The sequence below is a fragment of the Aquidulcibacter paucihalophilus genome (genome assembly GCF_002105465.1).
Classification (GTDB): Bacteria; Pseudomonadota; Alphaproteobacteria; order Caulobacterales; family Aquidulcibacteraceae; genus Aquidulcibacter; species Aquidulcibacter paucihalophilus.
In genome coordinates this window covers 35,110-57,519 of the sequence record NZ_NCSQ01000025.1, presented here as the reverse complement: position 1 = coordinate 57,519, position 22,410 = coordinate 35,110, and the positions used below count along the sequence as shown (strand labels likewise).

22 protein-coding genes are annotated in these 22,410 nt (G+C 56.3%); 8 read left to right on the top strand and 14 right to left on the bottom strand.

Annotation, left to right across the window (positions count from 1 at the left end; genetic code table 11):
* Nucleotides 1-405 precede the first annotated feature (405 nt).
* Nucleotides 406-1,077 carry an MBL fold metallo-hydrolase gene (locus tag B7364_RS02170; RefSeq protein ID WP_085338306.1) on the bottom strand — a complete coding sequence of 224 codons (672 nt, stop codon included), beginning with the start codon at nucleotides 1,075-1,077 and terminating at the stop codon, nucleotides 406-408.
* 11 nt (nucleotides 1,078-1,088) lie between these two features.
* Nucleotides 1,089-2,489, bottom strand: coding sequence for a UDP-N-acetylmuramate--L-alanine ligase (gene murC / locus B7364_RS02165; RefSeq protein ID WP_085338299.1), 1,401 nt, complete (start codon nucleotides 2,487-2,489; stop codon nucleotides 1,089-1,091).
* 141 nt (nucleotides 2,490-2,630) lie between these two features.
* Between murC and B7364_RS02160 the strand changes: the two genes are divergently transcribed.
* Nucleotides 2,631-2,939, top strand: coding sequence for a PadR family transcriptional regulator (locus B7364_RS02160; protein ID WP_085338298.1), 309 nt, complete (start codon nucleotides 2,631-2,633; stop codon nucleotides 2,937-2,939).
* A complete protein-coding gene (locus B7364_RS02155; protein ID WP_085338297.1) occupies nucleotides 2,936-3,790 on the top strand; it encodes a hypothetical protein in 855 nt (284 codons plus the stop codon). Before B7364_RS02160 ends, B7364_RS02155 begins: the two co-directional genes overlap by 4 nt.
* An 11-nt stretch (nucleotides 3,791-3,801) precedes the next feature.
* On the opposite strand, the gene B7364_RS02150 is transcribed toward B7364_RS02155, so the two are convergent.
* The 10 genes from B7364_RS02150 to B7364_RS02105 all read right to left on the bottom strand — a co-directional run bounded on the left by B7364_RS02150 (nucleotide 3,802) and on the right by B7364_RS02105 (nucleotide 15,213).
* Nucleotides 3,802-4,887 (bottom strand): UDP-N-acetylglucosamine--N-acetylmuramyl-(pentapeptide) pyrophosphoryl-undecaprenol N-acetylglucosamine transferase, encoded by a 1,086-nt coding sequence (locus B7364_RS02150; RefSeq protein WP_085338296.1) that lies wholly within the window; start codon nucleotides 4,885-4,887, stop codon nucleotides 3,802-3,804.
* Nucleotides 4,888-4,999: 112 nt separating this feature from the next.
* Complete coding sequence (locus B7364_RS02145; protein WP_085338295.1) at nucleotides 5,000-6,169, bottom strand: FtsW/RodA/SpoVE family cell cycle protein; 1,170 nt, start codon at nucleotides 6,167-6,169, stop codon at nucleotides 5,000-5,002.
* Nucleotides 6,170-6,198: 29 nt separating this feature from the next.
* Entirely contained in the window at nucleotides 6,199-7,638 is a 1,440-nt protein-coding gene (gene murD / locus B7364_RS02140) for a UDP-N-acetylmuramoyl-L-alanine--D-glutamate ligase (protein WP_085338294.1), read from the bottom strand.
* A gap of 19 nt (nucleotides 7,639-7,657) precedes the next feature.
* Nucleotides 7,658-8,743 (bottom strand): phospho-N-acetylmuramoyl-pentapeptide-transferase, encoded by a 1,086-nt coding sequence (gene mraY, locus B7364_RS02135; protein WP_085338293.1) that lies wholly within the window; start codon nucleotides 8,741-8,743, stop codon nucleotides 7,658-7,660.
* Nucleotides 8,743-10,146: a UDP-N-acetylmuramoyl-tripeptide--D-alanyl-D-alanine ligase gene (locus B7364_RS02130; protein WP_085338292.1), complete on the bottom strand. Its 1,404-nt coding sequence runs from the start codon at nucleotides 10,144-10,146 to the stop codon at nucleotides 8,743-8,745. The genes mraY and B7364_RS02130 overlap by 1 nt, the downstream gene beginning before the upstream one ends.
* Nucleotides 10,139-11,590: a UDP-N-acetylmuramoyl-L-alanyl-D-glutamate--2,6-diaminopimelate ligase gene (locus B7364_RS02125; RefSeq protein WP_085338291.1), complete on the bottom strand. Its 1,452-nt coding sequence runs from the start codon at nucleotides 11,588-11,590 to the stop codon at nucleotides 10,139-10,141. Before B7364_RS02125 ends, B7364_RS02130 begins: the two co-directional genes overlap by 8 nt.
* Nucleotides 11,587-13,329 (bottom strand): peptidoglycan D,D-transpeptidase FtsI family protein, encoded by a 1,743-nt coding sequence (locus tag B7364_RS02120; RefSeq protein WP_085338290.1) that lies wholly within the window; start codon nucleotides 13,327-13,329, stop codon nucleotides 11,587-11,589. Before B7364_RS02120 ends, B7364_RS02125 begins: the two co-directional genes overlap by 4 nt.
* Complete coding sequence (gene ftsL / locus B7364_RS02115) at nucleotides 13,326-13,760, bottom strand: cell division protein FtsL (protein WP_085338289.1); 435 nt, start codon at nucleotides 13,758-13,760, stop codon at nucleotides 13,326-13,328. Before ftsL ends, B7364_RS02120 begins: the two co-directional genes overlap by 4 nt.
* Nucleotides 13,757-14,734, bottom strand: a complete 978-nt coding sequence (gene rsmH, locus B7364_RS02110; RefSeq protein ID WP_085338288.1) for a 16S rRNA (cytosine(1402)-N(4))-methyltransferase RsmH — start codon at nucleotides 14,732-14,734, stop codon at nucleotides 13,757-13,759. Before rsmH ends, ftsL begins: the two co-directional genes overlap by 4 nt.
* Nucleotides 14,731-15,213 carry a division/cell wall cluster transcriptional repressor MraZ gene (locus B7364_RS02105; protein WP_085338287.1) on the bottom strand — a complete coding sequence of 161 codons (483 nt, stop codon included), beginning with the start codon at nucleotides 15,211-15,213 and terminating at the stop codon, nucleotides 14,731-14,733. Before B7364_RS02105 ends, rsmH begins: the two co-directional genes overlap by 4 nt.
* 277 nt (nucleotides 15,214-15,490) lie before the next feature.
* Between B7364_RS02105 and B7364_RS02100 the strand changes: the two genes are divergently transcribed.
* The 6 genes from B7364_RS02100 to B7364_RS02075 all read left to right on the top strand — a co-directional run bounded on the left by B7364_RS02100 (nucleotide 15,491) and on the right by B7364_RS02075 (nucleotide 20,807).
* Nucleotides 15,491-15,895, top strand: coding sequence for a pilus assembly protein TadG-related protein (locus B7364_RS02100; protein ID WP_157893430.1), 405 nt, complete (start codon nucleotides 15,491-15,493; stop codon nucleotides 15,893-15,895).
* A 27-nt stretch (nucleotides 15,896-15,922) separates the two neighbouring features.
* Nucleotides 15,923-16,759: a hypothetical protein gene (locus tag B7364_RS02095; RefSeq protein WP_157893429.1), complete on the top strand. Its 837-nt coding sequence runs from the start codon at nucleotides 15,923-15,925 to the stop codon at nucleotides 16,757-16,759.
* A 188-nt stretch (nucleotides 16,760-16,947) separates the two neighbouring features.
* Nucleotides 16,948-17,415, top strand: coding sequence for a 50S ribosomal protein L13 (gene rplM / locus B7364_RS02090; protein ID WP_085338284.1), 468 nt, complete (start codon nucleotides 16,948-16,950; stop codon nucleotides 17,413-17,415).
* Nucleotides 17,415-17,897 (top strand): 30S ribosomal protein S9, encoded by a 483-nt coding sequence (gene rpsI, locus B7364_RS02085; protein WP_085338283.1) that lies wholly within the window; start codon nucleotides 17,415-17,417, stop codon nucleotides 17,895-17,897. Before rplM ends, rpsI begins: the two co-directional genes overlap by 1 nt.
* 87 nt (nucleotides 17,898-17,984) lie before the next feature.
* Nucleotides 17,985-19,034 (top strand): N-acetyl-gamma-glutamyl-phosphate reductase, encoded by a 1,050-nt coding sequence (argC, locus tag B7364_RS02080; RefSeq protein WP_085338282.1) that lies wholly within the window; start codon nucleotides 17,985-17,987, stop codon nucleotides 19,032-19,034.
* Between the two features lie 96 nt (nucleotides 19,035-19,130).
* A complete protein-coding gene (locus B7364_RS02075) occupies nucleotides 19,131-20,807 on the top strand; it encodes an endonuclease/exonuclease/phosphatase family protein (RefSeq protein WP_085338281.1) in 1,677 nt (558 codons plus the stop codon).
* 16 nt (nucleotides 20,808-20,823) lie between these two features.
* Here the strand turns inward: B7364_RS02075 and B7364_RS02070 are convergent, their stop codons facing one another.
* Together B7364_RS02070 and B7364_RS02065 are read right to left on the bottom strand one after the other, a co-directional pair.
* Nucleotides 20,824-21,669 (bottom strand): squalene/phytoene synthase family protein, encoded by an 846-nt coding sequence (locus tag B7364_RS02070; RefSeq protein ID WP_157893428.1) that lies wholly within the window; start codon nucleotides 21,667-21,669, stop codon nucleotides 20,824-20,826.
* Nucleotides 21,670-21,732: 63 nt separating this feature from the next.
* Nucleotides 21,733-22,353, bottom strand: coding sequence for a urate hydroxylase PuuD (locus tag B7364_RS02065; protein ID WP_085338279.1), 621 nt, complete (start codon nucleotides 22,351-22,353; stop codon nucleotides 21,733-21,735).
* Nucleotides 22,354-22,410: the final 57 nt, after the last annotated feature.

The window sequence follows — 22,410 nt, the reverse complement described above, 5'->3', positions numbered from 1 at the left end:
TCGGCGGGGATGACGGTGGTTTTGGTTAGGTTTTTTATCTGAACGCGCTTTGGTGATCCCTCTGGTCCACCAAACCGCACCCGAAATTGTTTCTGCGACATCGGGGTAGTCAAGTGTCCGTTTTCTTCGAAAACGGATCGCTTGCGACGCAGCAAAGCTGCGCACTTGACGACCCAGATGTCGCGGACATGCTTGACGATTCATTTTGGTGAAACAGGGTTTCCACCAAAATGAGTCCAGACAGACAAAGCCTTGAACGATGCCATCCCCGATTGCGTCAGCCGAGTCGCCGACCTAGGCCTAGTGCCGGAGGGTCCCGCAAGGTCCCCGCTCTGCGCTAACGCTTCGGCGGCCATGACATCGTGGGGGTGGGGATCCTTTTTATCTCGAAGCGTTTCGATACCCCTATGCCCTTCCCAATGCCAAGTCGCTTACATAGGGATTGGTCTTACGCTCCCAGCCGAAATTGCTGATCTCGCCATGGCCGGGCACGAAATGGACATCATCGCCAAAGGGCCAGAGTTTGCCAGTGATGGAGGCAACCAGATCGTCGAAATTGCCTCTTGGGAAATCGGTGCGCCCGATCGAACCCTTGAACAACAGGTCACCGACAAAGGCGATTTTGGCATCCTTATTGATGATGGCAACATGGCCCGGTGTGTGACCGGGGCAGTGGACAACGTCAAACTGATGCCCCGCAAGCTCTAGCGTGTCGCCGTCCTTCAGATAGCGGGTCGGCACGCAGTTTTCATAACCTGAGGTCTGACCATATTTGGCCCATTGGGCGACAATATCATCCAACAGCCATTGATCATCCTCGTGTGGGCCAATGATGTCGACGCCAAGTGTGCGCGACAATTCCTGCGCCCCACCAGCATGGTCCAAATGACCATGGGTGAGCCAAATGGCCACCACCTTCACCCCCAAATGCTGCACCGCCCCCAACAGGCGTGGCACCTCACCACCGGGATCAACAAAGACAGCCTCCTTGGTCGCCTGCGACCACAATAGGGTAGTGTTCTGCTGAAACGGCGTGACTGGAATGATGGAGGCTTGAAGGTCAGAAGGATTTGGCATGGTGGGTGTCCCTACAACTTCGCCTGCAGCCCGTTCGCCCAAGCGGTGATGTCACCCGCGCCGAGGCAGACGAATATATCGCCGGACGTGCACTCAGCCTTCAGGAGCGCGGGAAGATCGTCAGGCGAGGCCAGTTTCAAGGCGCGCTTATGGCCATGATCGCGGGCGGCGCGCACCAAGGCATCGGCGTCTACGCCCTCAATCGGGGCCTCGCCAGCTGTATAGACATCAGCAATGGCGACCACATCGGCATCATTGAAGCAGCGGGCGAAATCATCGAACAAAGCCTGTAAGCGGGTAAAGCGATGCGGCTGGACGACTGCAACCACTTTGCCGGACGTGACTTGACGGGCGGCCTTCAGCACGGCGGCAATCTCAACCGGATGGTGGCCGTAATCATCAATGATGCGCACACCCTGCCACTCGCCCACTTTGGTAAAGCGGCGCTTGACGCCTTCAAACTGCATCAGGCCTTTGGCAATCTGGGCATCACTTGCACCCAGTTCGCGCGCCACGCTGATCGCAGCCAAGGCATTGGTGACATTGTGCAGACCGGGCATCGGCAGGTGCAGGCCATCAATTTGATGCGCCGGGCTGCCACGCTTGGCCGCAAAGGCAACCGAGAAGCGCGAGCCATCTGGATCAGCCTCTAGGTTTAGAGCCCGCACATCGGCTTGCGGGTTAAAGCCATAGGTCACCACGCGCCGATCAGTGGCACGCGCGACCAGCCCCTGCACGCCTGGATGGTCGATACACATGACGGCAAAACCATAGAAAGGCACAGATGCCACAAAGGTCTCAAACGCTGCCTCCATCGCCTCGGCTGTGCCATAAAAGTCCAGATGCTCAGGATCCATATTGGTGACGATAGCAATGGTGGGGCGCAATTTGGTGAAGGTTCCGTCGCTTTCATCGGCCTCCACCACCATCCAATCGCCAGAGCCAACCCGCGCATTGGTGCCATAGGCATTGATAATCCCGCCGTTAATCACAGTGGGGTCTTTGTCGGCCGCATCAAGAAGGGTTGCGACCATAGAGGTGGTCGTTGTCTTGCCATGGGTACCACCCACCGCAATGGTCCAGCCCAGACGCATGAGTTCAGCGAGCATCTCAGCGCGGCGTACCACGGGGATGCCGAGATCGCGGGCGGCCACAACTTCCACATTATCGGGCTTGACGGCGGAGGAGATCAACACAATCCCCGCTTCGGCCACATGCGCCCCTTCATGGCCGACAAACACCGTGATTCCGGCCTTGCGCAAGCGGTCGAGATTGGCGCTATCCTTGGCGTCCGAGCCCTGAACCTTATGGCCCCAATGGGCAAGCACTTCGGCAATCCCGCTCATCCCAATCCCGCCAATACCAACAATATGAATGGCACCGATATCAAGGGGGATGGAATTGGTTCGCATGGCTTGGGACTTTCTGATTCACGAGTTTCTCTGTGAACACCGAAAGCGCGAAAGTGGCAACTCTGAGCGCTGTTTGAAACCCTGCACAGCCACCCAATTCTCTACCTTGACCATTAACTCTACATATGTTGTATTAAGCACATGAAACGAAATCGACCGCTCTCCAAAGAGGCCCGCACCCTCGTCCAAACGCTGGCAGACACCCCTCTTGAATGGCGTTATGGGTATGATTTGCTCAAAGCGACTGGCCTGAAGTCTGGCACGCTCTACCCAATCCTGATGAGATTAGCGGATCGGGGTCTTCTCGAAGCCAAATGGCTTGAAGCCGAAACGCTGGGTCGCCCACAACGCCATGCTTACAAGCTTACGCCCGCTGGCTGTAGTTTGGCGGCGCAACTAACCAGTGCGTCAGCACCAGATGAGGTCATCCTTGGGGGGCAGCCAGCATGATCAGCAGACAGCCCGCATTTGCAGCAGTCATAATTCGCCTTGCCCACGCCATCATGCCGCCCGAGCGGAGAAACTGGGCTGACGCAATGGCCCATGAATTTGAAGCGCTAGAGGCCGATCATCTGGGTTTTGCGCTTGGGTGCTTTACCTCAGCGGGAGTTGCAAATTTTCAGACGCTAGGCGGCGTTTCTCGGCTGATCATCTTTCCAGCTTTGCTTGGAATTTTCGCGATGCTGTTTGGACTCTGCAAAACAGCTTTTGAAACGGTTAGATCTAACGGTGGCTTCGAGAAATGGGAGTATGATTATCAACGAGATTTCATAGCGCTAAACAGTAGTTCTGAAGTCAGCGCATTGGCCAGTTCTTTCTTGCTGATCGTTACCTTCTTGCTTTTGGGGAATGCCGCGTGGCAACTCTTGAGAGCCTTGAATAAGCCGGCTGACGGTCCTTTCTTAGCCAAACGGCTTTCAAGCGCTCTGTCTGGCGTGGCTTTGCTGCCGATCGGAACTTGGGCATGCTTGGCATTAGCCTCACAGCTGCTTGGCTCAGAAAACGGACTATATCCCATTTTAATGTTTATTGTTTTCAGTCCAATAGCGCTTCCATTTACTTTAGTCGCGATCATGGCAAATCTTAGTCACAGGGCTTTAATGAAGTCCGCACTTTGGAGTGCTTTGCTTTACACAATTGCCTCGGCATTATGGATAACGTTCACTCGAGATGGTCGCCCTTGGCCCAGCCTCAGCCAATTGGGTGTAATACATTTTCTACCAACGTCCATTATGTTTGCAGTCAGTGTATGTGGATTGGGTCTAATGTGGCTTGAAAGACGCAGGACTAAGGAAGTCTGAGCGCCCGTAAATCAAACCCCTTGTTGAATCGCCGCAAATACCAGGTCAGCCAAGGCTTCGGCCGCATCGGGTTTACCGACGCCTCGGGCAGCTTTGGCGCGCTTTTGCAATGCATCGGGAGCAGTCAGGCGGTTTTCAAGCAATTGGGCCAAGGCATCGACGGTGAATTCCGACTCCTTGATGACATCGGCTGCACCGACACTCGCCAAGGCTTCGGCATTGAATGTCTGATGGTCATTGGTTGCCCCCGGTAGCGGGACCAAAATCGCAGGTCGACCGACGACGGCCGTTTCAGAAATGGTCGAGGCCCCCGCCCTGCCGATCACCAAATGACATTTGGCCAGACGGTCAGCCATATCTTTGAAGAAGGGCCAAACCTCACACTGAACACCAGCCTCGGTATAGGTGTCGCGGGCAAAATCGCATTGTTCTTCACGCACTTGATGGGAGACAAATAAGCGGGCGCGCAAATGCTCTGGTAGGGACGCAATGGCCTGCGGCACAATGCTACCCAAAACACGCGCGCCTTGGCTGCCGCCCGTCACCAAAATGCGCAGATTGCCGCTGGAGAGATCGGGATAGCCGTCCAAACGCGCATCGACGATGGGTCGGCGCACGGGATTACCCACAACAGCGTGTTTGTTAGGTTGCTCCAACCCGTCCAATTGCGCAAAGCCAGAGGCAATCGAGACAGCCTTGCCTTGGAACAATCGATTGACGCGGCCTAGGACTGCATTCTGCTCATGCACAATAACGGGCACTTTGCCGCTGGAAAACAGCACCGGAAAGGTTGGATAACCGCCAAAACCCACAATGGCGGAGGGGTCGTGACTCTTGATAAAGGGGCCAACAAGATTGAGGCTTTTCATCACGGCAAAGCCTGCATCAATCTTGCCCTTGATCCCGCCTTCATCGGCATTGGTCACCGGCAAGATCAAAACTTCTTCGGCGGGAAAGCCTTCGGTATAGCGCTTGCCCCGTGGGTCGGTCACCAAAGCGACGCGGCCACCTCGAGCGACAATTGCATCAGCAAAAGCGCGGGCGGGAAACATATGACCGCCCGTGCCACCAGCAGCAATAATAATCAAAGGACCCATGCGTGTACTCAATCCTTGGAAAGGTAATTGGCCCGTTCTTTAGGGCGCTTTGAGTACAGATTGAAGCGATTTGGGCGGTGAGTGACTGCTGAATAAGGTGGGTCTTGCGTGCCTACCAGCCCACCCAACCCGTTGCCTTGCCATTGCGCAAATCTTGTCCAGGTCGCTTGCGGGTTAAGGCGAGCGCCAGACCAATGGTTACAGCAGAGCCTAGAATGGACGAACCGCCATAGGAGATGAAGGGCAACGTCATGCCCTTGGCTGGCATCAGATTGAGATTCACCGCCAGATTGATCGCCGCCTGATAGCCGATTAAAGCAAACAGCCCAGTTGCGGCCAATTGTGGGAAATTCTCGCTTTGGCGATTGGCAATCAGAAGGCCGCGAACCACCAGCGAACAGAACAGAACCACAAGGCCCACGCTCGCGATCAGCCCGAATTCCTCAGCAGCGACCGAATAGATAAAGTCGGTATGGGCGTCAGGCAGGAAGTGCTTGATTTCGCCTTCACCGGGACCTCGCCCCAAAAAATCGCCGGCAGCAATGGCGTCAAGGGCGCGGTCAGTTTGATAGGTTTCACCCGCTTCTGGGTTCAAGAAGCCCTGAACACGCTTTTGCACATGTTCAAAGGCAAAGTACAAAACCCCGCCGCCTACCACTGCCGCACCGGCAAAGGCGGCAATCCAAACCCACGACATGCCAGAGATCAGAAATACGGTGAGAAAAGCCATGGTCAAAAGACCAGTTTGGCCGATGTCGGGCTGGGCGATCAATAGCGCCACCGGCAGCACATAGAGCGCCATGCCAATGCGCGCTGCGGGGAAGGAAGGGTTCTCCATCCGTTTGGAGAACAACCAAGCTGCCAGCACAATTAAGGACGGTTTGAGGATCTCTGAAGGCTGGAACGAGAACCCGCCAATGCGAAGCCAACGTTGCGCCCCTTTGGCCTCATGCCCAAACATCAGAATATAAATCATCAGGGCAATGGCCAGCAGATAGAAAAGCGCGGCAGCTCGACGCGCACCGGTGGGACTTAAGAAAGACAAAGCCACCACAACACATGCGCCAATGGTCACAAACATGGCTTGGCGCAGCACGAAGAAATACTCGTTATTGAAGCCAAGCCGGCCCGTTGCTGCCCCGGAAGAGGCAAAACTGAACACCAGCCCCATGGTCATCAAGACGGCCGCGATCAACACAACCGGGCGATCAATGGTGCGCCACCAATCCGAGATAAAAGAAAATTCAGCGCGTGGCAGTCTGACAGAAGCGAGCATCGCCATAGGGTGGCTCCAAAAAGGACGTGGTCGCGCTAGGCCGTTTCAGCGGCAGGCAGCGCTTGCGCCGATAGGCCATCATCAGGGTTAATGAGTCCTTTCACACAGGCCGCAAAATGCCGCCCACGCGCTTCAAAATCTGGAAATTGATCGAAACTGGCGCAGGCCGGTGACAGCACGATGACTTCCTCGCTCATTGTCTGTTGCGCATCGGCATACGCACGCGCGGTGGCTACATCGATCGTGCCACATTGCTCAAACTCGATGTGGCCCTCCAACGTCTTCGCAAAAGTCTCACTGGCCTCGCCAATCAGATAGGCCTTGGTGACATGGTCAAACAAAGGCGCGAGGCTGTCGATGCCGCCCAGCTTGGCTTGCCCGCCAACGATCCAACGCAGTTTAGGGAAAGCTGCCAAGGCCTGAGCGGCGGCATCGGCATTGGTGGCTTTGGAGTCGTTGTAAAAGCGGATCGGGCCAATTTGGCCAATTTCCTGCAGGCGGTGTTCAAGGCCCGGAAAGCTGATCAGTGCCTTGGTGATCGCTTGAGCGCTAAGGCCTAAGGCGCGTGCTGCGGCATAGGCTGCTGCTGCGTTTTGGGCATTATGAGACCCCGGAAGCGCATGGGCATGGGCGAGGTCGACCACCATTTGGCTGCGACCATCCAAATTATCCCACAACATAGAGCCCAATGCGCACACGCCTTTGCCGAGGGCTTGGCAGGCAGAAATCGGCACCACAATGCGTTGGGCACCCGCATTCATGCGCGTGCACAAAGCCATGCCCCAATCATCATCGACGCCAACGATCGCCCAATCTGTTGCCACCTGATTGTTGAAAATGCGCCGTTTGGCGGCTGCATAACGTTCCATCGTACCGTGGCGTTCAAGGTGATCGGGCGTCAGATTGAGGTGGACAGCTGCCTTGGCACGCAGGCTTTCGACTAGATCGAGCTGATAAGAGGACAACTCCAGCACATAAATGGCTTCCGGACGGGGTGGATCGAGCGCGAGTACGCCGGTCCCAATATTGCCGCCCATCCGGACATCTTTGCCATTCGACGACAAGATATGGGCGATCAAAGCAGTCGTAGTAGATTTGCCATTCGTGCCTGTTATGGCGACAACCATCGGGCGATGGCTTTCGGGAATTGCATTAAGCTCACGTGCAAAAAGTTCCACATCCCCGATCACAGGCACTTTGGCTTCATTGGCTTTGGTTACGGTCCAATGCTGCTTCGGGCCATAAATGGGCACGCCTGGGCTCATGACCAGCGCGGCTATATCGGCAAAATCCGTGGTTGACAGATCAATAGGTATCAAGCCTTGCGCGATAGCTGCGGCCCGGCCCGCCTCGCCATCGTCCCAAGCCAAAACCTGCGCACCACCAGCTTTCAAAGCCAAGGCTGCGGCAATCCCTGTGCGAGCCAAGCCGAAGACGGCAACTTTTTGGCCTTTGAACGTGGTGACAGGGAACATGGGCTTCGGTCCTTACGTTCTAACGCAGCTTCAATGTGGTCAGACCGATCAAGGCCAAGATCGTGGCGATGATCCAGAAGCGGATCACCACAGTAGGCTCACTCCAACCCAATTTCTCAAAATGATGGTGGATGGGTGCCATACGGAAAACCCGTTTGCCGGTTAGCTTAAAGCTGGTGACTTGGACGATGACGGAGACCAATTCCAAGACGAACAGGCCGCCGACAATGGCGAGGACGAACTCATGCTTCGTCGCAACCGCGGTGATGCCCAATAGGCCGCCAAGCGCCAAAGAACCTGTGTCGCCCATAAAGATTTGAGCAGGCGGCGCATTCCACCACAAAAAGCCTAGGCCCGCGCCCAAGACCGCACCAAGGATAATGGCAATCTCGCCCACGCCTTGCACAAAATGAAGCTGGAGATAGTCCGCGAAGACAAAGTTTCCGACGAGGTAAACGATGAGTCCAAAAGTAGCCGAGGCAATCATCACAGGCATAATGGCTAAGCCATCAAGGCCGTCGGTCATGTTCACGGCATTGCCGAAACCAACAACGACAATCATGCCAAAAATCAGCGTGAACCAGCCTAGGTTCAAAAGCAAATCCTTGAAAAAGGGAAAGGCTATCGAGGTCCCAAAGCCTGGCGGCGCATTATCCCCCGCGTTTTGTAGCTGGGCAACAAAATAGACCGCAATGAAGGCGATCACAAACTCGCCCGCCAATCGGAACAGCGAGGAAACCCCATCGGTTTTTTGTTTGGCGACTTTGGCATAATCATCCAAAAAGCCAATAAATCCATAGCCGGCCGTGACCCCTAAAACGATCCAGACATAGGGGTTCTTCAGGTCAGCCCATAAAAGCGCTCCAACAAAAATGGAGAGTAAGATCATCGCCCCACCCATGGTTGGGGTTCCAGCTTTCTTGAAGTGCGTCTCAGGCCCTTCGGTCCGGATCGGCTGACCTTTGCCCTGTTTAACTCGCAACCAGCCAATCATTGGCTTGCCAAACACAAACATGATCAGGGCCGCCGTCACCACAGCACCTGCCGTACGGAACGTCAGATAGGTGAAGATGTTAAAGTGGGGGTGCAGCAATTCGTACAGCATCAGCTCTCTCCAGCGGGGGCTTCAAGTGCTTGCAGCGCACGCACAACTTCGGCCATCTTCGACCCATTTGATCCTTTGACCATCACAACATCCCCCGCTTGGACCGCTTGAGAGAGGATAGGGGCAAGCTCTGCAGCGGTGGGGGCATATGCTCCGCGCTGTGCCTCTGGCAAGGCATCCCATAAATGCCGCATGCGCGGACCGGCGCAAAAGACGAGGTCAATTCCAGCGCGGATAACGTCTCCAGCAATCTCCGCATGATAGGCGTTTTCGCGCGCGCCCAATTCCAACATGTCGCCCAACGCTGCGATCCGGCGCAGGCCGGCGCGGCTAGAAAGCGTAGAAATGGCTTCAGCCATCGAGGCAGGATTGGCATTATAGGCCTCATCCACCAGCACGAAGAAGCCGCCCGAAGCGAGCTGGATTGGCCGAGACACGCCGCGACCATCAATCGCGCCAAATTGCGACAGGGCCGCCGCTGCGGCTTGCCCGTCGCCACCGGCTAGCACCGCCAATGTCAAAGCACACAAGCCATTATGAACCCAATGCGCGCCCGGCTCTTGAATGATCCAGCTCAATTGCTGCCCCAAGATGTCCGCCGTCACCCGGCGGCCCTGCTCCATCTCGTCAATCGATACAATATGCGCATCAAAGCCGGGCTGCATGCCAAACGTCAAAATGGAGATACCATCGCGGTCGCGCGCGCGGGCGGCAAGCCGGGCGGCGTGACGATTCTCGCCGGGGATCAGGGCTGTCCCACCCGCATCAAGGCCCAAGAAGATTTCTGCTTTAGCATCAGCAATGCCGGTCTCATCGGCAAAATGCTCAATATGCACGGGTGCGACCATGGTAATGGCAGCAATATGGGGTCGGACCTGTGGCGACAGGCGCGAGATTTCCCCGCCATGGTTCATGCCAATCTCAAACACGCCAAAGCGGGCGTCCCCTGGCATCCGGGCCAAGGTCAAGGGCACGCCCCAGTGATTATTGTAGGATTTAACCGATCGGTGGGTTTTGGCGGTGGCTGACAATGCCGTCGCCGTCATTTCCTTGACCGTCGTTTTCCCAACGGAACCGGTGATAGCGACGCGGGTTGCAATCACATTGCGGCGGCGCGCTTGGGTGCCAAGATTTTCAAGCGCCAGCAGCGTGTCAGGCACAATCAACAGGGGCGCACCGGCATCTGCACAAGTCGGATCAACGACCATAGCCGCAGCGGCACCAGCAGCCAGCGCCATGCGCACAAAACTGTGGCCATCGCGTTCGGCTTTGAGGGCCACAAACAAATCGCCTGGCTCTACCGCACGGCTATCAATCGAAATACCATTGACAGCCCATTGGCCTTGCGCCTTACCCGATACCGCCAAGGCGGCAGCCGCTGAATTCCAGAGAGGATCAGTCAAGCGTACCTCCCCGCGCCAAAAGTGCCGAACCGGCAGCTTCTTGATCAGAGAAGGGCAGAATTTGGCCCATGACTAATTGCCCGGTTTCATGACCTTTGCCCGCGATCAACAGACAATCACCTTTCTTGAGCAGGCCGACGGCATGGGCAATCGCCTCGCCCCGGTCACCAATCTCCAGCGCTCGGGGGCAACCGACCATGACTTCTTTGCGGATTTGAGCTGCATCTTCGGTACGGGGATTATCGTCTGTGACGATGACGACATCCGCGAATTTGGCCGCTAAGCCGCCCATCAATGGTCGCTTGCCCTTATCGCGATCCCCGCCGCAGCCAAAAACCAGCACGACGCGACCTGGCGCATGGGGGCGGGCAGCGCGCAACAGGACATCGAGGCCGTCTGGCGTATGTGCATAATCGACAAACACATGGGCCCCGTCTTCGGTACTTCCAATATGCTCCATCCGACCTTTGACCGTTTTAAGGCCAGCCAGACCTTCAAACACTTTCGTAGGCTCTTCGCCCAAGGATAGAGCAAAGCTCGCTGCCATGACGGCATTCAGCGCCTGAAACTCGCCGATGAGCGGAATTTCGACAGGATAGGTCTTGTTTGCAAAGCGCAAATCTACCCGTTGGCTGGCAGGCTTGGGCCAAAGCTCTTCAATCTTGAGAAAATCGCCGCGCCACCCGACGAGCTTCAGATCCAGTGATTTAGCTTTTGCCGCCTCTTCAAAGGCCGGTGCTTCAGCTGCATCGGCATTGACAATGGCGGGTTGGCACGCGCTCAACAGATCATTGAATAGCCGCAGCTTTGCTTGGCGATACTCCGCCATCGTGCCGTGATAATCGAGATGGTCTTGGGTCAAATTGGAAAAGCCGGCTGCAGCCAAGCGCACACCATGCATGCGGCGCTGGTCCAAGGCATGCGAGGAACTTTCCATCGCAATATGGGTGATGCCATCATCTGCTAGGCTTTGAAGCGTCGCATGCAAGGCGATTGGGTCGGGGGTTGTAAAGCCCAAATCAATCCGGCCCTTTGGACCTATGGCCCCTAAAGTGCCGACACTGGCTGCCGCCCGCCCCGCATGGGTCCAAATCTGCCGCAAGAAATCAACCGTTGAGCTCTTGCCATTGGTGCCCGTAATCGCAACCACACAGGCGGGTTGCCGGGGAAAAAAGCGCGAAGCCACCGTGGAAAGGGCAGACCGCGCGTGGGGCACTTCAATCACAGGCACGCCACATTCGGCCAATCCCGGCTCTGCCAGAATGGCGACGGCACCCGCGGCAACCGCTTGGGATGCAAAGGCACGGCCATCGCTCTGGCTACCGGTAAGGGCGGCGAACAAGTCTCCCGGCTTGGTCTTGCGACTGTCGGATGATAGGCCAGTAATGGTGAGGTTTGCAGCTGGATGTCCCGACTCAAGGTCGAGGAGATCGGCGAGTTTCATGGCTCCCCCTGCGTCGCTTTCTGCGACGGATTGGTCTTTGGTGGTGGCGCTGACACTTGGGTCGGCGCGCGTGGCAGCTCCATCTGAGCTAACGCGCGCGTTGGCGCAATCCCCAGAAGCGGTGCAGAACGTGCAACAATTCGCGAGACAGAAGGTGCAGCCGCATAGGCCGCTGTAGCAACACCGCCAGATTGCGCATTGCCCTTTGGCTCATCCAACAAGAAAACAATGGCATAACGCGGGTCTGACGCCGGGAAGACACCCGCAAAGCTCGACACCCGACGGTTTGAGTCATAGCCGTTCGGCCCTGCTTTCTCTGCCGTCCCAGTTTTGCCGGCAACTTCATACCCTAGGGCATCGGCATTCTTGCCCGTGCCATTAGTTACTACTTCGCGCATGAGCTTTACGACGGTCTTAGATGTGGCAGGCGTGAGCACCGCGCGACTGGAAACCGGCACGGCTGGGTCGCGAGCAATAAAGGTCGGGCGGATATAATGACCACCATTGGAGACAGCCGCATAGCCACCTGCCACTGCCATCGGCGAAACAGCAATGCCATGACCGAAGGAAGCGGTTGCGGCGGTGATTTCACTCCACCTTTTCGGCAAAAGCGGCCGCGCATTTTCAAAAAGTTCGCCGCCCGCGGCTTCCATCAGCCCAAGGCGCGAGAAAAACTCCCGCACGCGCGGTGCACCAACAGAACGCGCGATGCGAACCGTTCCGATATTGGAAGAATGCGCCAAAATCTCAGACACAGAGACAATCTTATTCATCGCGTGAAAGTCTGAAATCATTTCAGAGCCGATCCGCATTGGGGCGCGGGCATCAAAAACCGATTCTGGCGTAATGATATTGTCTTCAAGACCAATGGCGACGGTGAAAACCTTAAAGGTCGATCCCATTTCAAAGCGCGAATTAGTCACCCGATTATTCTGCTGGTTGGGCGTATGCGCCTCGGGCCGGTTCGGGTCCATGAAAGGCCAAGAGGCCGAGGCAATCACCTCACCTGTTTTGGCATCCAACATCACCGCAGCCCCGCCATCGGCGCGGAACGCTGTGGCCGCCTCGCCCAATTCACGCTCAAGAATGTATTGAATGCGCATATCGAGCGAAAGACGAACCGGTTCTGTCCCCGCCCCGGTGGTAAGACGGTCATTGAGGGCTCGCTCAATGCCATTAATGCCCGAGCCATCAGGATGCATAGAGCCAACCACATGGCCTGCCAAATGACCCATGGGATAAATGCGTTCGGACTCTTCGATAAATTCCAAACCTGGCTGAGCCAATTCCCACACGGCTTGCTTCTGTTTGGGCGTCAGACGGCGCTTGATCCAAACAAAGCGCGAGCGGCTGGAGAGCTTTTCAACCAATTCCGCTTCATCCATTTCTGGGAAGACTGTGCGTAAAGCGCGCGCGGCCTCCACCGGATCCCAGACCCGTTTAGGATCGGCATAAAGGGAATGAGCCACCAGCGAAGTTGCCAGCAATTGACCATTTCTATCGACGATATCGGCGCGTTTTGACGGCGGCGCGACAGCTGCACGTGCCGCGGTAGCAGCCTCATCGACGGGGCGGAATAGACCGATTTGGACAGCCCGCAGGCTCAGCAAACCAAAACCTGCACAAAAGGCGACGGCAAGCGCAATAGTCCGCCCGCGCATGGTACCAATGCCGCCTTGATCCCGTGGGGTGGGCCGGGGCCAATCGAAGCTGGGCTCTGGGCGGCGCGGATCGCTCATCGGCCAACCACCGTAGTAACTGTGGCAGGCTTTGCCGCAATAGATTTAGATGCGTGGGCACCCGAGGCTGCTGGTTGTTCTGCGATAGCGGCAGGAGCATTTGCCTTTACGTTGGAGTCGACGGTTGGGACGGGCGAAGCGGTGCGTAAAGGCGCTATTTGATCTATCTCGTCCAAGGTTGCGATACGATCCGCCGTCAACGGCACAAGGCCCAGATTCCGCTTGGCCGCAGCCTCCAAGCGGTCTGGGCGCTCAACCCATGTCAGTTCCGCTTCTAATGTTCGCACAGCACGGCGTTCATTATCGACTTCTTCTTGGAGGGCGATGACTTTTTCGCGCACAGCTTGGGCCTCTGCTTTCGCCCAATAAAGAGCAAAAGCCAAAGCCACTAGGCCAACAAATCCAAACAAATGGGTTCGGGTCAGTGTCATGCGGCCCTCTTAATCTGATCAAGGGTTGGAACACCGCTTAAGCCAGTTACCCGCCCTGCCCGTGCGGGCGCACTAGTCCGGATAGCTGCCCGCAGTTTTGCAGAACGCGCGCGTGGGTTGCTTGCCACTTCGGCCTCAGTCGCATTCAAGGGCTTCCGATTAATCAGCGTGAAACTTGCCGCTGGACCCGCTTGAGCTGGCGCATGGCGAGAGCCTACGGCCTCTTTGCTGCGATCATTCAAAAAGGTTTTGACGGCGCGATCCTCTAGTGAATGGAATGTTACCACCACCAATCGGCCACCCGGCGGCAGGATTGCCTCCGCCGCAACCAGAGCCCTTTCCAACTCACCCATCTCATCATTCACATAGATGCGCAGCGCTTGGAACACGCGGGTGGCGGGATGAATATGGTCTTGGTGCTTGCGACCGATTACGCGCGAGACGACGCCAGCGAGCTCGGATGTGCGCAGATAGGGCGTGGCAACCCGGTCTGTCACGATGGCGCGTGCAATCCGGCGCGCTTCACGCTCTTCGCCATAAATATGGAATAAGGTGCTGAGTTCCGCCTCGCTCAAATGCGCGACTACATCGGCGGCGCTGGGGCCATCCTTACCCATGCGCATGTCGAGTGGGCCATCCTGCATGAAGGAAAAGCCCCGCTCTGGCTGGTCGATCTGAAAAGATGAGACGCCAATATCGAGCACAATAGCATCTATCGGGGCTTGCAGCTCGTCCAGTTTGGAAAACTGCGTCTGGACCATGGTGAAGCGACCGGGTATCTCTTGCTCCAGCGATTTTCCGCGCGCAAAAGCGTCGGGATCGCGATCAAGGCCAATGACCTGACACGGTGCCGCTGCAAGAATGGCGCGCGTATATCCGCCGCCGCCAAAGGTGCCGTCCACAATCACCTGACCCGCTTGAGGGGCAAGGGTTTCCAGCACTTCGGCTAGCATGACGGGGAGATGGCCGCTCATTGCCCATCCCCTTCGCGCACCTTGCGCCGGGCCATGGCAAAAATCTTGGCTTTGGTCGCCGCTGTCCGATCCCGCGCAGCTTGCGCCATGTGTCCAGCCACTTCAGGGCTTGCAATACGGAAGTAAGGTCCAAGACCGATGAAACTAATGCGCTCGCCGAGGCCCGCGTGAGACACAAAGGCTTCCGGCAGAACGATCCGACCCGCCCCATCCAAAGCCAACTTCCGAGAGCCACCCAAAATCGCCAAAGTGGCAGCTTCAGCAGCTTCCGGATCATCTTGCGCCATATCTTCAGCTGATTGCGACAGCGCCGCTATGAAGCGGTCGTCGGCACCTTCCAACCAGTCGCCATCACCGGGCCATACGCGCACGTGGTCTTGTGTATCACCTTCAGCCTTCAACCCGGCGCGGAAGTCAGCCGGAAGGGTTACCCGCCGCTTGTCATCCAATCCCGCGTCATAGGTCGAAACAAAACGCATAGAGCCCCCAATGCAATCATCAATGGGATAACATGGGATTTGACCCCATTCAATGGGATTATGTGGATTCAACGCTACTGAATCTGTGCAGCGCGTAGAGGGTGCTGCTAACCCAGAGCAACTACACTTTCATCGCAAACATTAGGGCAAGAAAAGGATGCTCTAAACCTATTAGCTAAAAGTGTAGGCCTACTCTTTTGGTAAAACCCGTGAAGAGTAATTAAAGTTTCGCCAATGTGTCTCTGATACAACTTTACTCTGGTTGGGAGTGAGTGTTTTGCGTTTTCGGGACAAGTTCCTTTCGCCTCCGATCAGGGCAGGCCGTCCTGTGCGGTCACGCGGCAACCTGACCATCATGACAGGGCTCTTGGTGTTGCCGAGTGCCATTGCGGTGGTCATGGCTGTAGAACTGGTGGCCTTGACCAATGAGCGAGCCGTGATGCAAGCGGCGGCCGACGCGGCAGCACTGGCAGGTGCCCGCGATTTGATGGTGTCGGGCTCAAGCCAGCGCAACGCCAAAAACTTTGCAGAGCGTTTTGCAATTACCCAAGTCGGCAATTACACCCAGCGCGCCCGGGTTGCCTTTAGCGCACGCGTGGAGAGAGAAGGCGTCTTTGCCGTTGATGGCTTTGCCGTTCGCCCCTCGTTTTTCGGAAATTTGGTCCCCAAGGGCGGCTTTTAGATCCGAGTGCGCGCCGTGGCAGAAAATATGGTTCGCCAACCCCTGTGCATACTTGGCCAAAATGAAGCGATCGGCGAAAATGCCATATCTGGCGACGGCACCAGTGGCTTAGTGGCCAAAGGCTGCGTCGTACACGCCAATGGGGACATCGTCCTAAAGGATCGTGCACATGTCACGGCCGGGACGGTACGGACAAGTGGATCGAGCCAAGGCGGCACGATTTCGCCTACCCCAAATGTCGGCGCTTTGAAAATTCCCGACCCGTTTTTGGACCGAGCGATTAGTCCGCCCAAAGCTTGCAGTTCAGTTCCTCACGGCGGCACAGATGTTTGGACAAAGGGCACGCTCACATTGTCACCAGGGATGCACCGCACACAATTTGTCATGCGATGTACCTCGACGATGAAACTTCAGCCCGGTGAGCATTATTTTTGTTTGCCAAGCATTTTCAGCGAAAACTCTCGCCTTGAAGGGCAAAATGCAGTCATGATGCTGATTGAAGGGGAATTGACGGTGCGCGCACCGGCCTCAACTTCCCTCAAAGGCCGCGAGACGGGCCCTTGGGCAGGATTTGTCATTGTGGCAAGTCGGACTAACGCCAGTTCTGTCAGCTTTCTTTCGCCCAATGTCGATGAGCTTTTGGGGACAATTTATCTGCCCAACTCGAATCTATTGGTGAATTCGCCCGGAACGGTGGCGGAGGCCTCGCAATGGAGCGTGATTGTCGCTTATCGCCTAATCGTCAATAATGCCGCCCAATTGGTCATCAACTCAGACTATGAAGGCTCTCCCGTGCCAGTACCAACGGGCGTGGGCAGCAATGTAGGCGGGGCCAATGACATTCCTTTGCGGTTGCGGCAGTAGGGTGAAATTGCCGGCGCGTGCCCAAAAAGGCAATTCCATTCGCAAGGTAATATAATACCATATCTTCAATGTCTTGTTTTCAAACCAATTTCATTAAGGCTGTTGACTTTGATCAGCCCACAGCCTAGAAGCGCCGCTCTCAAGTGGCCGCCCCTTTCGGGCGGTCACATTCATTTGGAACAAACTCCATGAAGACCTTCAGTGCCAAGACGCACGAAGCCGACCGTAAATGGATCGTGGTAGATGCCGAAGGGGTGGTTGTTGGCCGCCTCGCGACCTTTATCGCCATGCGTTTGCGCGGCAAGCATCGTCCAGATTTCACACCTCATGCTGATGTTGGCGACCATGTTGTCGTCATCAATGCAGAAAAGGTTGTTTTTACCGGCAACAAGCTGCGTGACAAAGTTTATTATCGCCACACCGGCTATGCTGGCGGCATCAAGGAAACCACGGCTGCGCGTTTGCTCGGCGGTCGCTTCCCAGAGCGCGTGCTGGAAAAGGCCGTTCTGCGCATGTTGCCAAAGGAAAGCCCCTTGGCTCGCTCGCAATTCGGCAAGCTGCGCGTTTACGCTGGTGCTGAACACCCACATGAGGCCCAATCTCCAGAAGTGGTAGATTTCAAGGGTCGTAACCGCAAGAACGTCGGGGCCGCATAATGGAAGAAGTAGCAAAGAGCTTCGAAGACCTCGCATCCATGGGCACCGGTGAAGGTGTTGTGGAAGTCGTCGTTCGTGAACCCGAAATCGATTCCTTGGGTCGTGCTTATTCGACCGGTAAGCGCAAAAACGCGATTGCACGCGTTTGGGTAAAGCGCGGCACCGGCAAAATCACCATCAATGGCAAAGACCAAGGCGCTTATTTCGCGCGCCCTGTGCTGCGCATGGTGATCAACCAGCCGATGCAGGTGACCGACCGCGCCACGGAATTTGACGTGATCGCCACCGTAAAGGGCGGCGGTCTATCGGGCCAAGCTGGCGCCGTTCGTCACGGTATCGCAACCGCTTTGACCCGCTTTGAGCCGGGTCTGCGTCCAGTTCTGAAGCCATTTGGCTATCTGACCCGTGACAGCCGTGTGGTTGAGCGTAAGAAGTATGGCCGCGCGAAAGCACGCCGTAGCTTCCAATTCTCCAAGCGCTAAGACCTACGCGTCAAACATCTCTATGTTTCAAGCGGGCGGCCTTAGCGGGCCGCCCGTTTTTCGTTTTGGACTTTGAAAGCAAATCCCATGACCACCCAGACTTTGAATGCCGTAATCCTTGGTGCCTCTGGCTATACGGGGGCGGAGACTATTCGCCTGCTCGCCCACCATGGGAATGTTCGTATCGGCGCGATTACGGCCAATGCGCAGGCCGGGCGTGCGTTGGGTGACCTCTTCCCTCACTTACACCCTTTTGCCGATCGCACTTTGGTAAAGGCTGAAGACGTCAATTGGGATGGTGTGGATGTCGCGTTTGGTTGTCTGCCACATGGGGCAAGTGAAGAGCTGTTGGGTGAACTTCCGGCCCATGTAACTGTTATCGATCTGAGCGCCGACTTCCGGTTTCGTGACCCAGATGCCTATGCGAAAGCCTATGGCCGCAACCATCTGCACCCCGAAAAGACCCGCAGCGCCGTGTATGGTCTGACCGAGTTTGCGCGCGATAAACTGGTCAAAAGACCCGACATCATTGCCTGCCCCGGTTGTTATCCCACCGCGACGCTTTTGGCCGTAAAGCCCTTAGTCGAAGCCGGAATTATTCTTCCCCAGGACATAATCGTCGATGCGAAATCGGGTGTGTCGGGTGCAGGACGCGGCCTCAAAGAAGGCAATCTCTTTTGTGAAGCGGCTGAAGGCCTGCATGCCTATAGCGTCGGCAACCACCGCCATGCGCCAGAAATCGAACAGGAATTGTCACTGGTGTCAGGTAGCGAAGTATTGGTGAATTTCACACCACATTTGGTGCCTATGGCGCGTGGAGAACTTGTGACCTGCCATCTGAAACTGGCTGATGGCGCAACCGTGGACGATGTCCGCGCCGTATTGGCCAAAACTTATGAGGGCGAGCGCTTTGTGAAGCTGGCGGCCAAAGGCGCTTCGCCTGATACACGTTGGGTACGGGGTTCGAACCTATGTATCCTCGCCGTCTTCCCTGACCGGATCCCGGACCGGGTGATCGTAGTCGGCGTGATCGACAATTTGGTCAAAGGGTCTGGCGGGCAAGCCATTCAAAACATGAATGTTGCCTTTGACCTGCCTGAGTCACAAGGATTGACGATGGAGCCTTTGTTTCCGTAAAGGAGACCTTGGCTCTGTGCGAGCCTTGATGGGTGCACGCCATAGATTGCGCGCAAGCTTTTAGCCTTGTTTGGCGGATGAGAGAGTCGGGCAAATATGGCAAAACCGATCCTAAGACTGGGGCCAGTTGACGAATTGGACGACGAGTTCGACCCGCTATTGGGTCGCACTGTCCGCGACGAGCCAATGCCGGTAGCCACCAGTCCTGGCGTGTCGCTGGACCCAGATCAAAGCATTTTTGACGAGCCAGAACCTGTCGTCGCACCAAATTTGGTTGAGGCGGCGACCCAAGTGCCAGCAAAGCCAGCCCAACCATCCAATCAGCCAAGCCTATTAGACTGGATGGAAAATCCGGTTACAGACACGGCTTCGTCTGCGGACGCAGCTGAAGACCTCGAAACTGAATCCCAAAATCAGCGCGAGGTCCAGAATGATCCCAAACCCGTTGAATTGGTACAGGACGTGGCAAGCCTAGTTGACGCTAATGCCGCCGCACCTGAACCTGAGCCTGAGGCCATAATGGCCCAGCCAGTGCCGGAAGATATCGCGCCCCTGCCGCCAAGTGAGCAAACTGAGCGCGTGAACGAAGCTGCACAAGCATCATGCTTGGAAGAAGACGCAGTTCTTTCAGAGTCACAGCCAGAACCAAAATTGGACTCGCCCCGCCATGTCCATTTGGAAGAGCCCGTGGCTGTGGCCGACGCCCCCAAATTCGACGCGCCCAGTTCTGAGTCAGACCGCCCGCCCTTTCAAGACAATATCCAAGCGGGTGCAGCGGCAGCCGTCCAAGCTAAAGGGCTGTCGCGGGCGGCACAACGTCGCGCCACCATGAAGCGCAGCGCCATTGGGCGGCGTAAGGCGGCACAAAAGCTGGCAGCGACTATAGCCGGAACAACACTTTTTGCCGTAGCCCTGTTATTCACCTTGTTGTCGTTCCTTGCGCCATTAGGCTATCCGTTTGATGCCGTATCCAGTTATCGCTGGTATTGGACCCTTTTGGCTCTCACTGCCGGATTGTCATGGGCGGTCGTTCGCGGCCGAACGATGATGATTGCGTCTGCCTTGGTGGGGGCTATCAATCTACTGGTTGTCGTGCCGGCTCTGGGCGCTGGTCCTAAAGGCGGGCAAATCTCAAATGCCGTGGTTGCTTGGGCGAACGTGGCAGGCGAGGAAAAGGCACTCGAGCGAGTCTTGAGTGAGGCAGCGCGACAAAAGGCTGGCCTTGTGTTGATCGCGAAGGCACCCAGAAGCGTGTTGGCTCCACCTTCGGGATGGAAATTGATTGAGGCACCCAACTTTGCAGATCCCACCAGTATTGCCGTTTTGTCGCGCGGTCGCTGGCAGTCGTCAACGATCCCGGGCGAACCGACGATTGCGCGCACCGCGGCTGGTGACCTAACCATCATCGCCACCCGGCCCCCACCCTCAAACGGCGGTAACGGAGCTGGCGCAGCACGTGAGTCGCAGCTGAACCGGGCCGCCGTACGTGCAGGCGATCAAGATGGCCCCGTTGCCGTTTTGGGCGACTTTGGCGTAGCGCCTTGGGACGGCGCGATGAGCCAGTTCCGCAAATATGGCAACGTGACGCGGGTGCGGTGTGGCGGCTTTATGGGCACTACGGTCAGCCAAGCCTTTGGTCTGATTGGCGTCACACATGACCATGCTTATGTACGCGACGTGAAGGTGACCCATTGCCGTTTGGGCAGTTCGTTACCCGGTGGAGGCCATCGCGCGATTTATTTGTATCTCGCGCCCCTCGATACGGCAAAATGAATGGGCCGAGGCACTTTCAGACCCGTTGGCGGGCAACCGACCAAACAAGGCGCAACTGGCGTTCGAGCAAGCTTAAGCTCGCGACTTGGCGAAACGGGTCATTCAGCGTTTGAAACGCTTTCGCATAGGGTAAGCCGAGCGTAGCGTAAGCAATAGCAGGGAACGCTTGCCCGAAAACGGCTTTCCGGCAAGCTTGGTTGGTGGCTTTGTGGGCCAACGCGACAGCGTAATAGGCCTCTCGCAAGACACGGGTAAGTTCAAGGCTGCTCTTTCCCGCGAAAACAGCTTCAAGGTCTAGGCCCACTTGCGCTTCCACAGGTAGCCACAACTGACGGCGATGGGTCCAGCGCGGCCACTGGGCCATCAGATCACAGATGCGCCATAGAATACCTGCCTGACGAGCTGCCTCGTCCAACGCAGCGGAAATAGCCGGGGCACCCGCGATCAAGAGGGCGAGGCGATTGAAATTGCCATGGGTCTGATCGCCATGTTCAGCCAGTTCCGCCCAAGTTTGAAAGGGCACGTCGTCTTGCTCAATACCAAACCCATCCACAAGGGCATCCAGCCGCGCTCGAGGCAGATCAAACATATGGATCGTAGCAGATAGCGCTTGCGCCGTCGGCTGAGCACGTAAGGTCTTGCCGGTATAAATCTCGTCCAACGCCTCCCGCCACCATTGTAGTCTTATGGCTGCCAACATGGGTTCTGAGACAGCTTGGCGGGCACGGGCGACTTCATATGTAAACAAGATCAGCGCGATCATCCCGGCCCGCGCCTCTGGTGCCAGGAAGCTTGTTGCCAAAGTCTGGTCTGGAGCGACTTGGGCGGCTTGTTCAACCATGTCAGGACTAAGAGGGATCATAGCAGCTCTCATACAAAAGCGGCCCGCACGAGGGCGGGCCGCTTTCTCAGAATGGAAACGGACTTAACCCCACATGGTTTGGCGCATCGTCATGGCCACCAGCATAGGCAGCGACAACAAAAGATTGGTGCGCGAGAACAACATGGCGGTACGTGCAGCCTTTGGCTTGGCTTCAGCTGGCGCTTCAACCAAGCCCAAAGCGATTTTCTGGTTTGGCCAGATCACGAGCCACACATTGAGGAACATGATGATGGCAAGCCACATACCGACGCCAATGAAAACATGACCATCATCGAGCGCGAAGCCATTCGCAGCGTTGAGCGTCATGGCTTGAACCAGATAGCCACGGGCCCAAGCAACCAGAATACCCGTAACCAAGGTGCCAACAGCAGCCCAACGGAACCAAAACAATGCTTCAGGCGCGATGAACTTACCGATAGCTGGCTTCAGCTCATCTGGGATTTTTGGCATGGTGCGGATCTGTACGAAGTTGAAGTAATAAAGCAGCCCGATCCACAAAATGCCGAAGAAGACGTGCAGCCAGCGCATCGCTGCGTGGCCCATCAATTCGTGCATATTGCCGGTTGTGTTATTGGGTTGACCGGCAAAGACAGCAATCAAAACAATTGCCAGCACCACACTGACAATGAATGTGTTTCTGAAGTTAGAGAGAAGCGCGCCCATAGTTTCCCCTTTAAGTACGGTTGCCTCGATTAGCCTCTATGTAGCCTATTTCCGCGC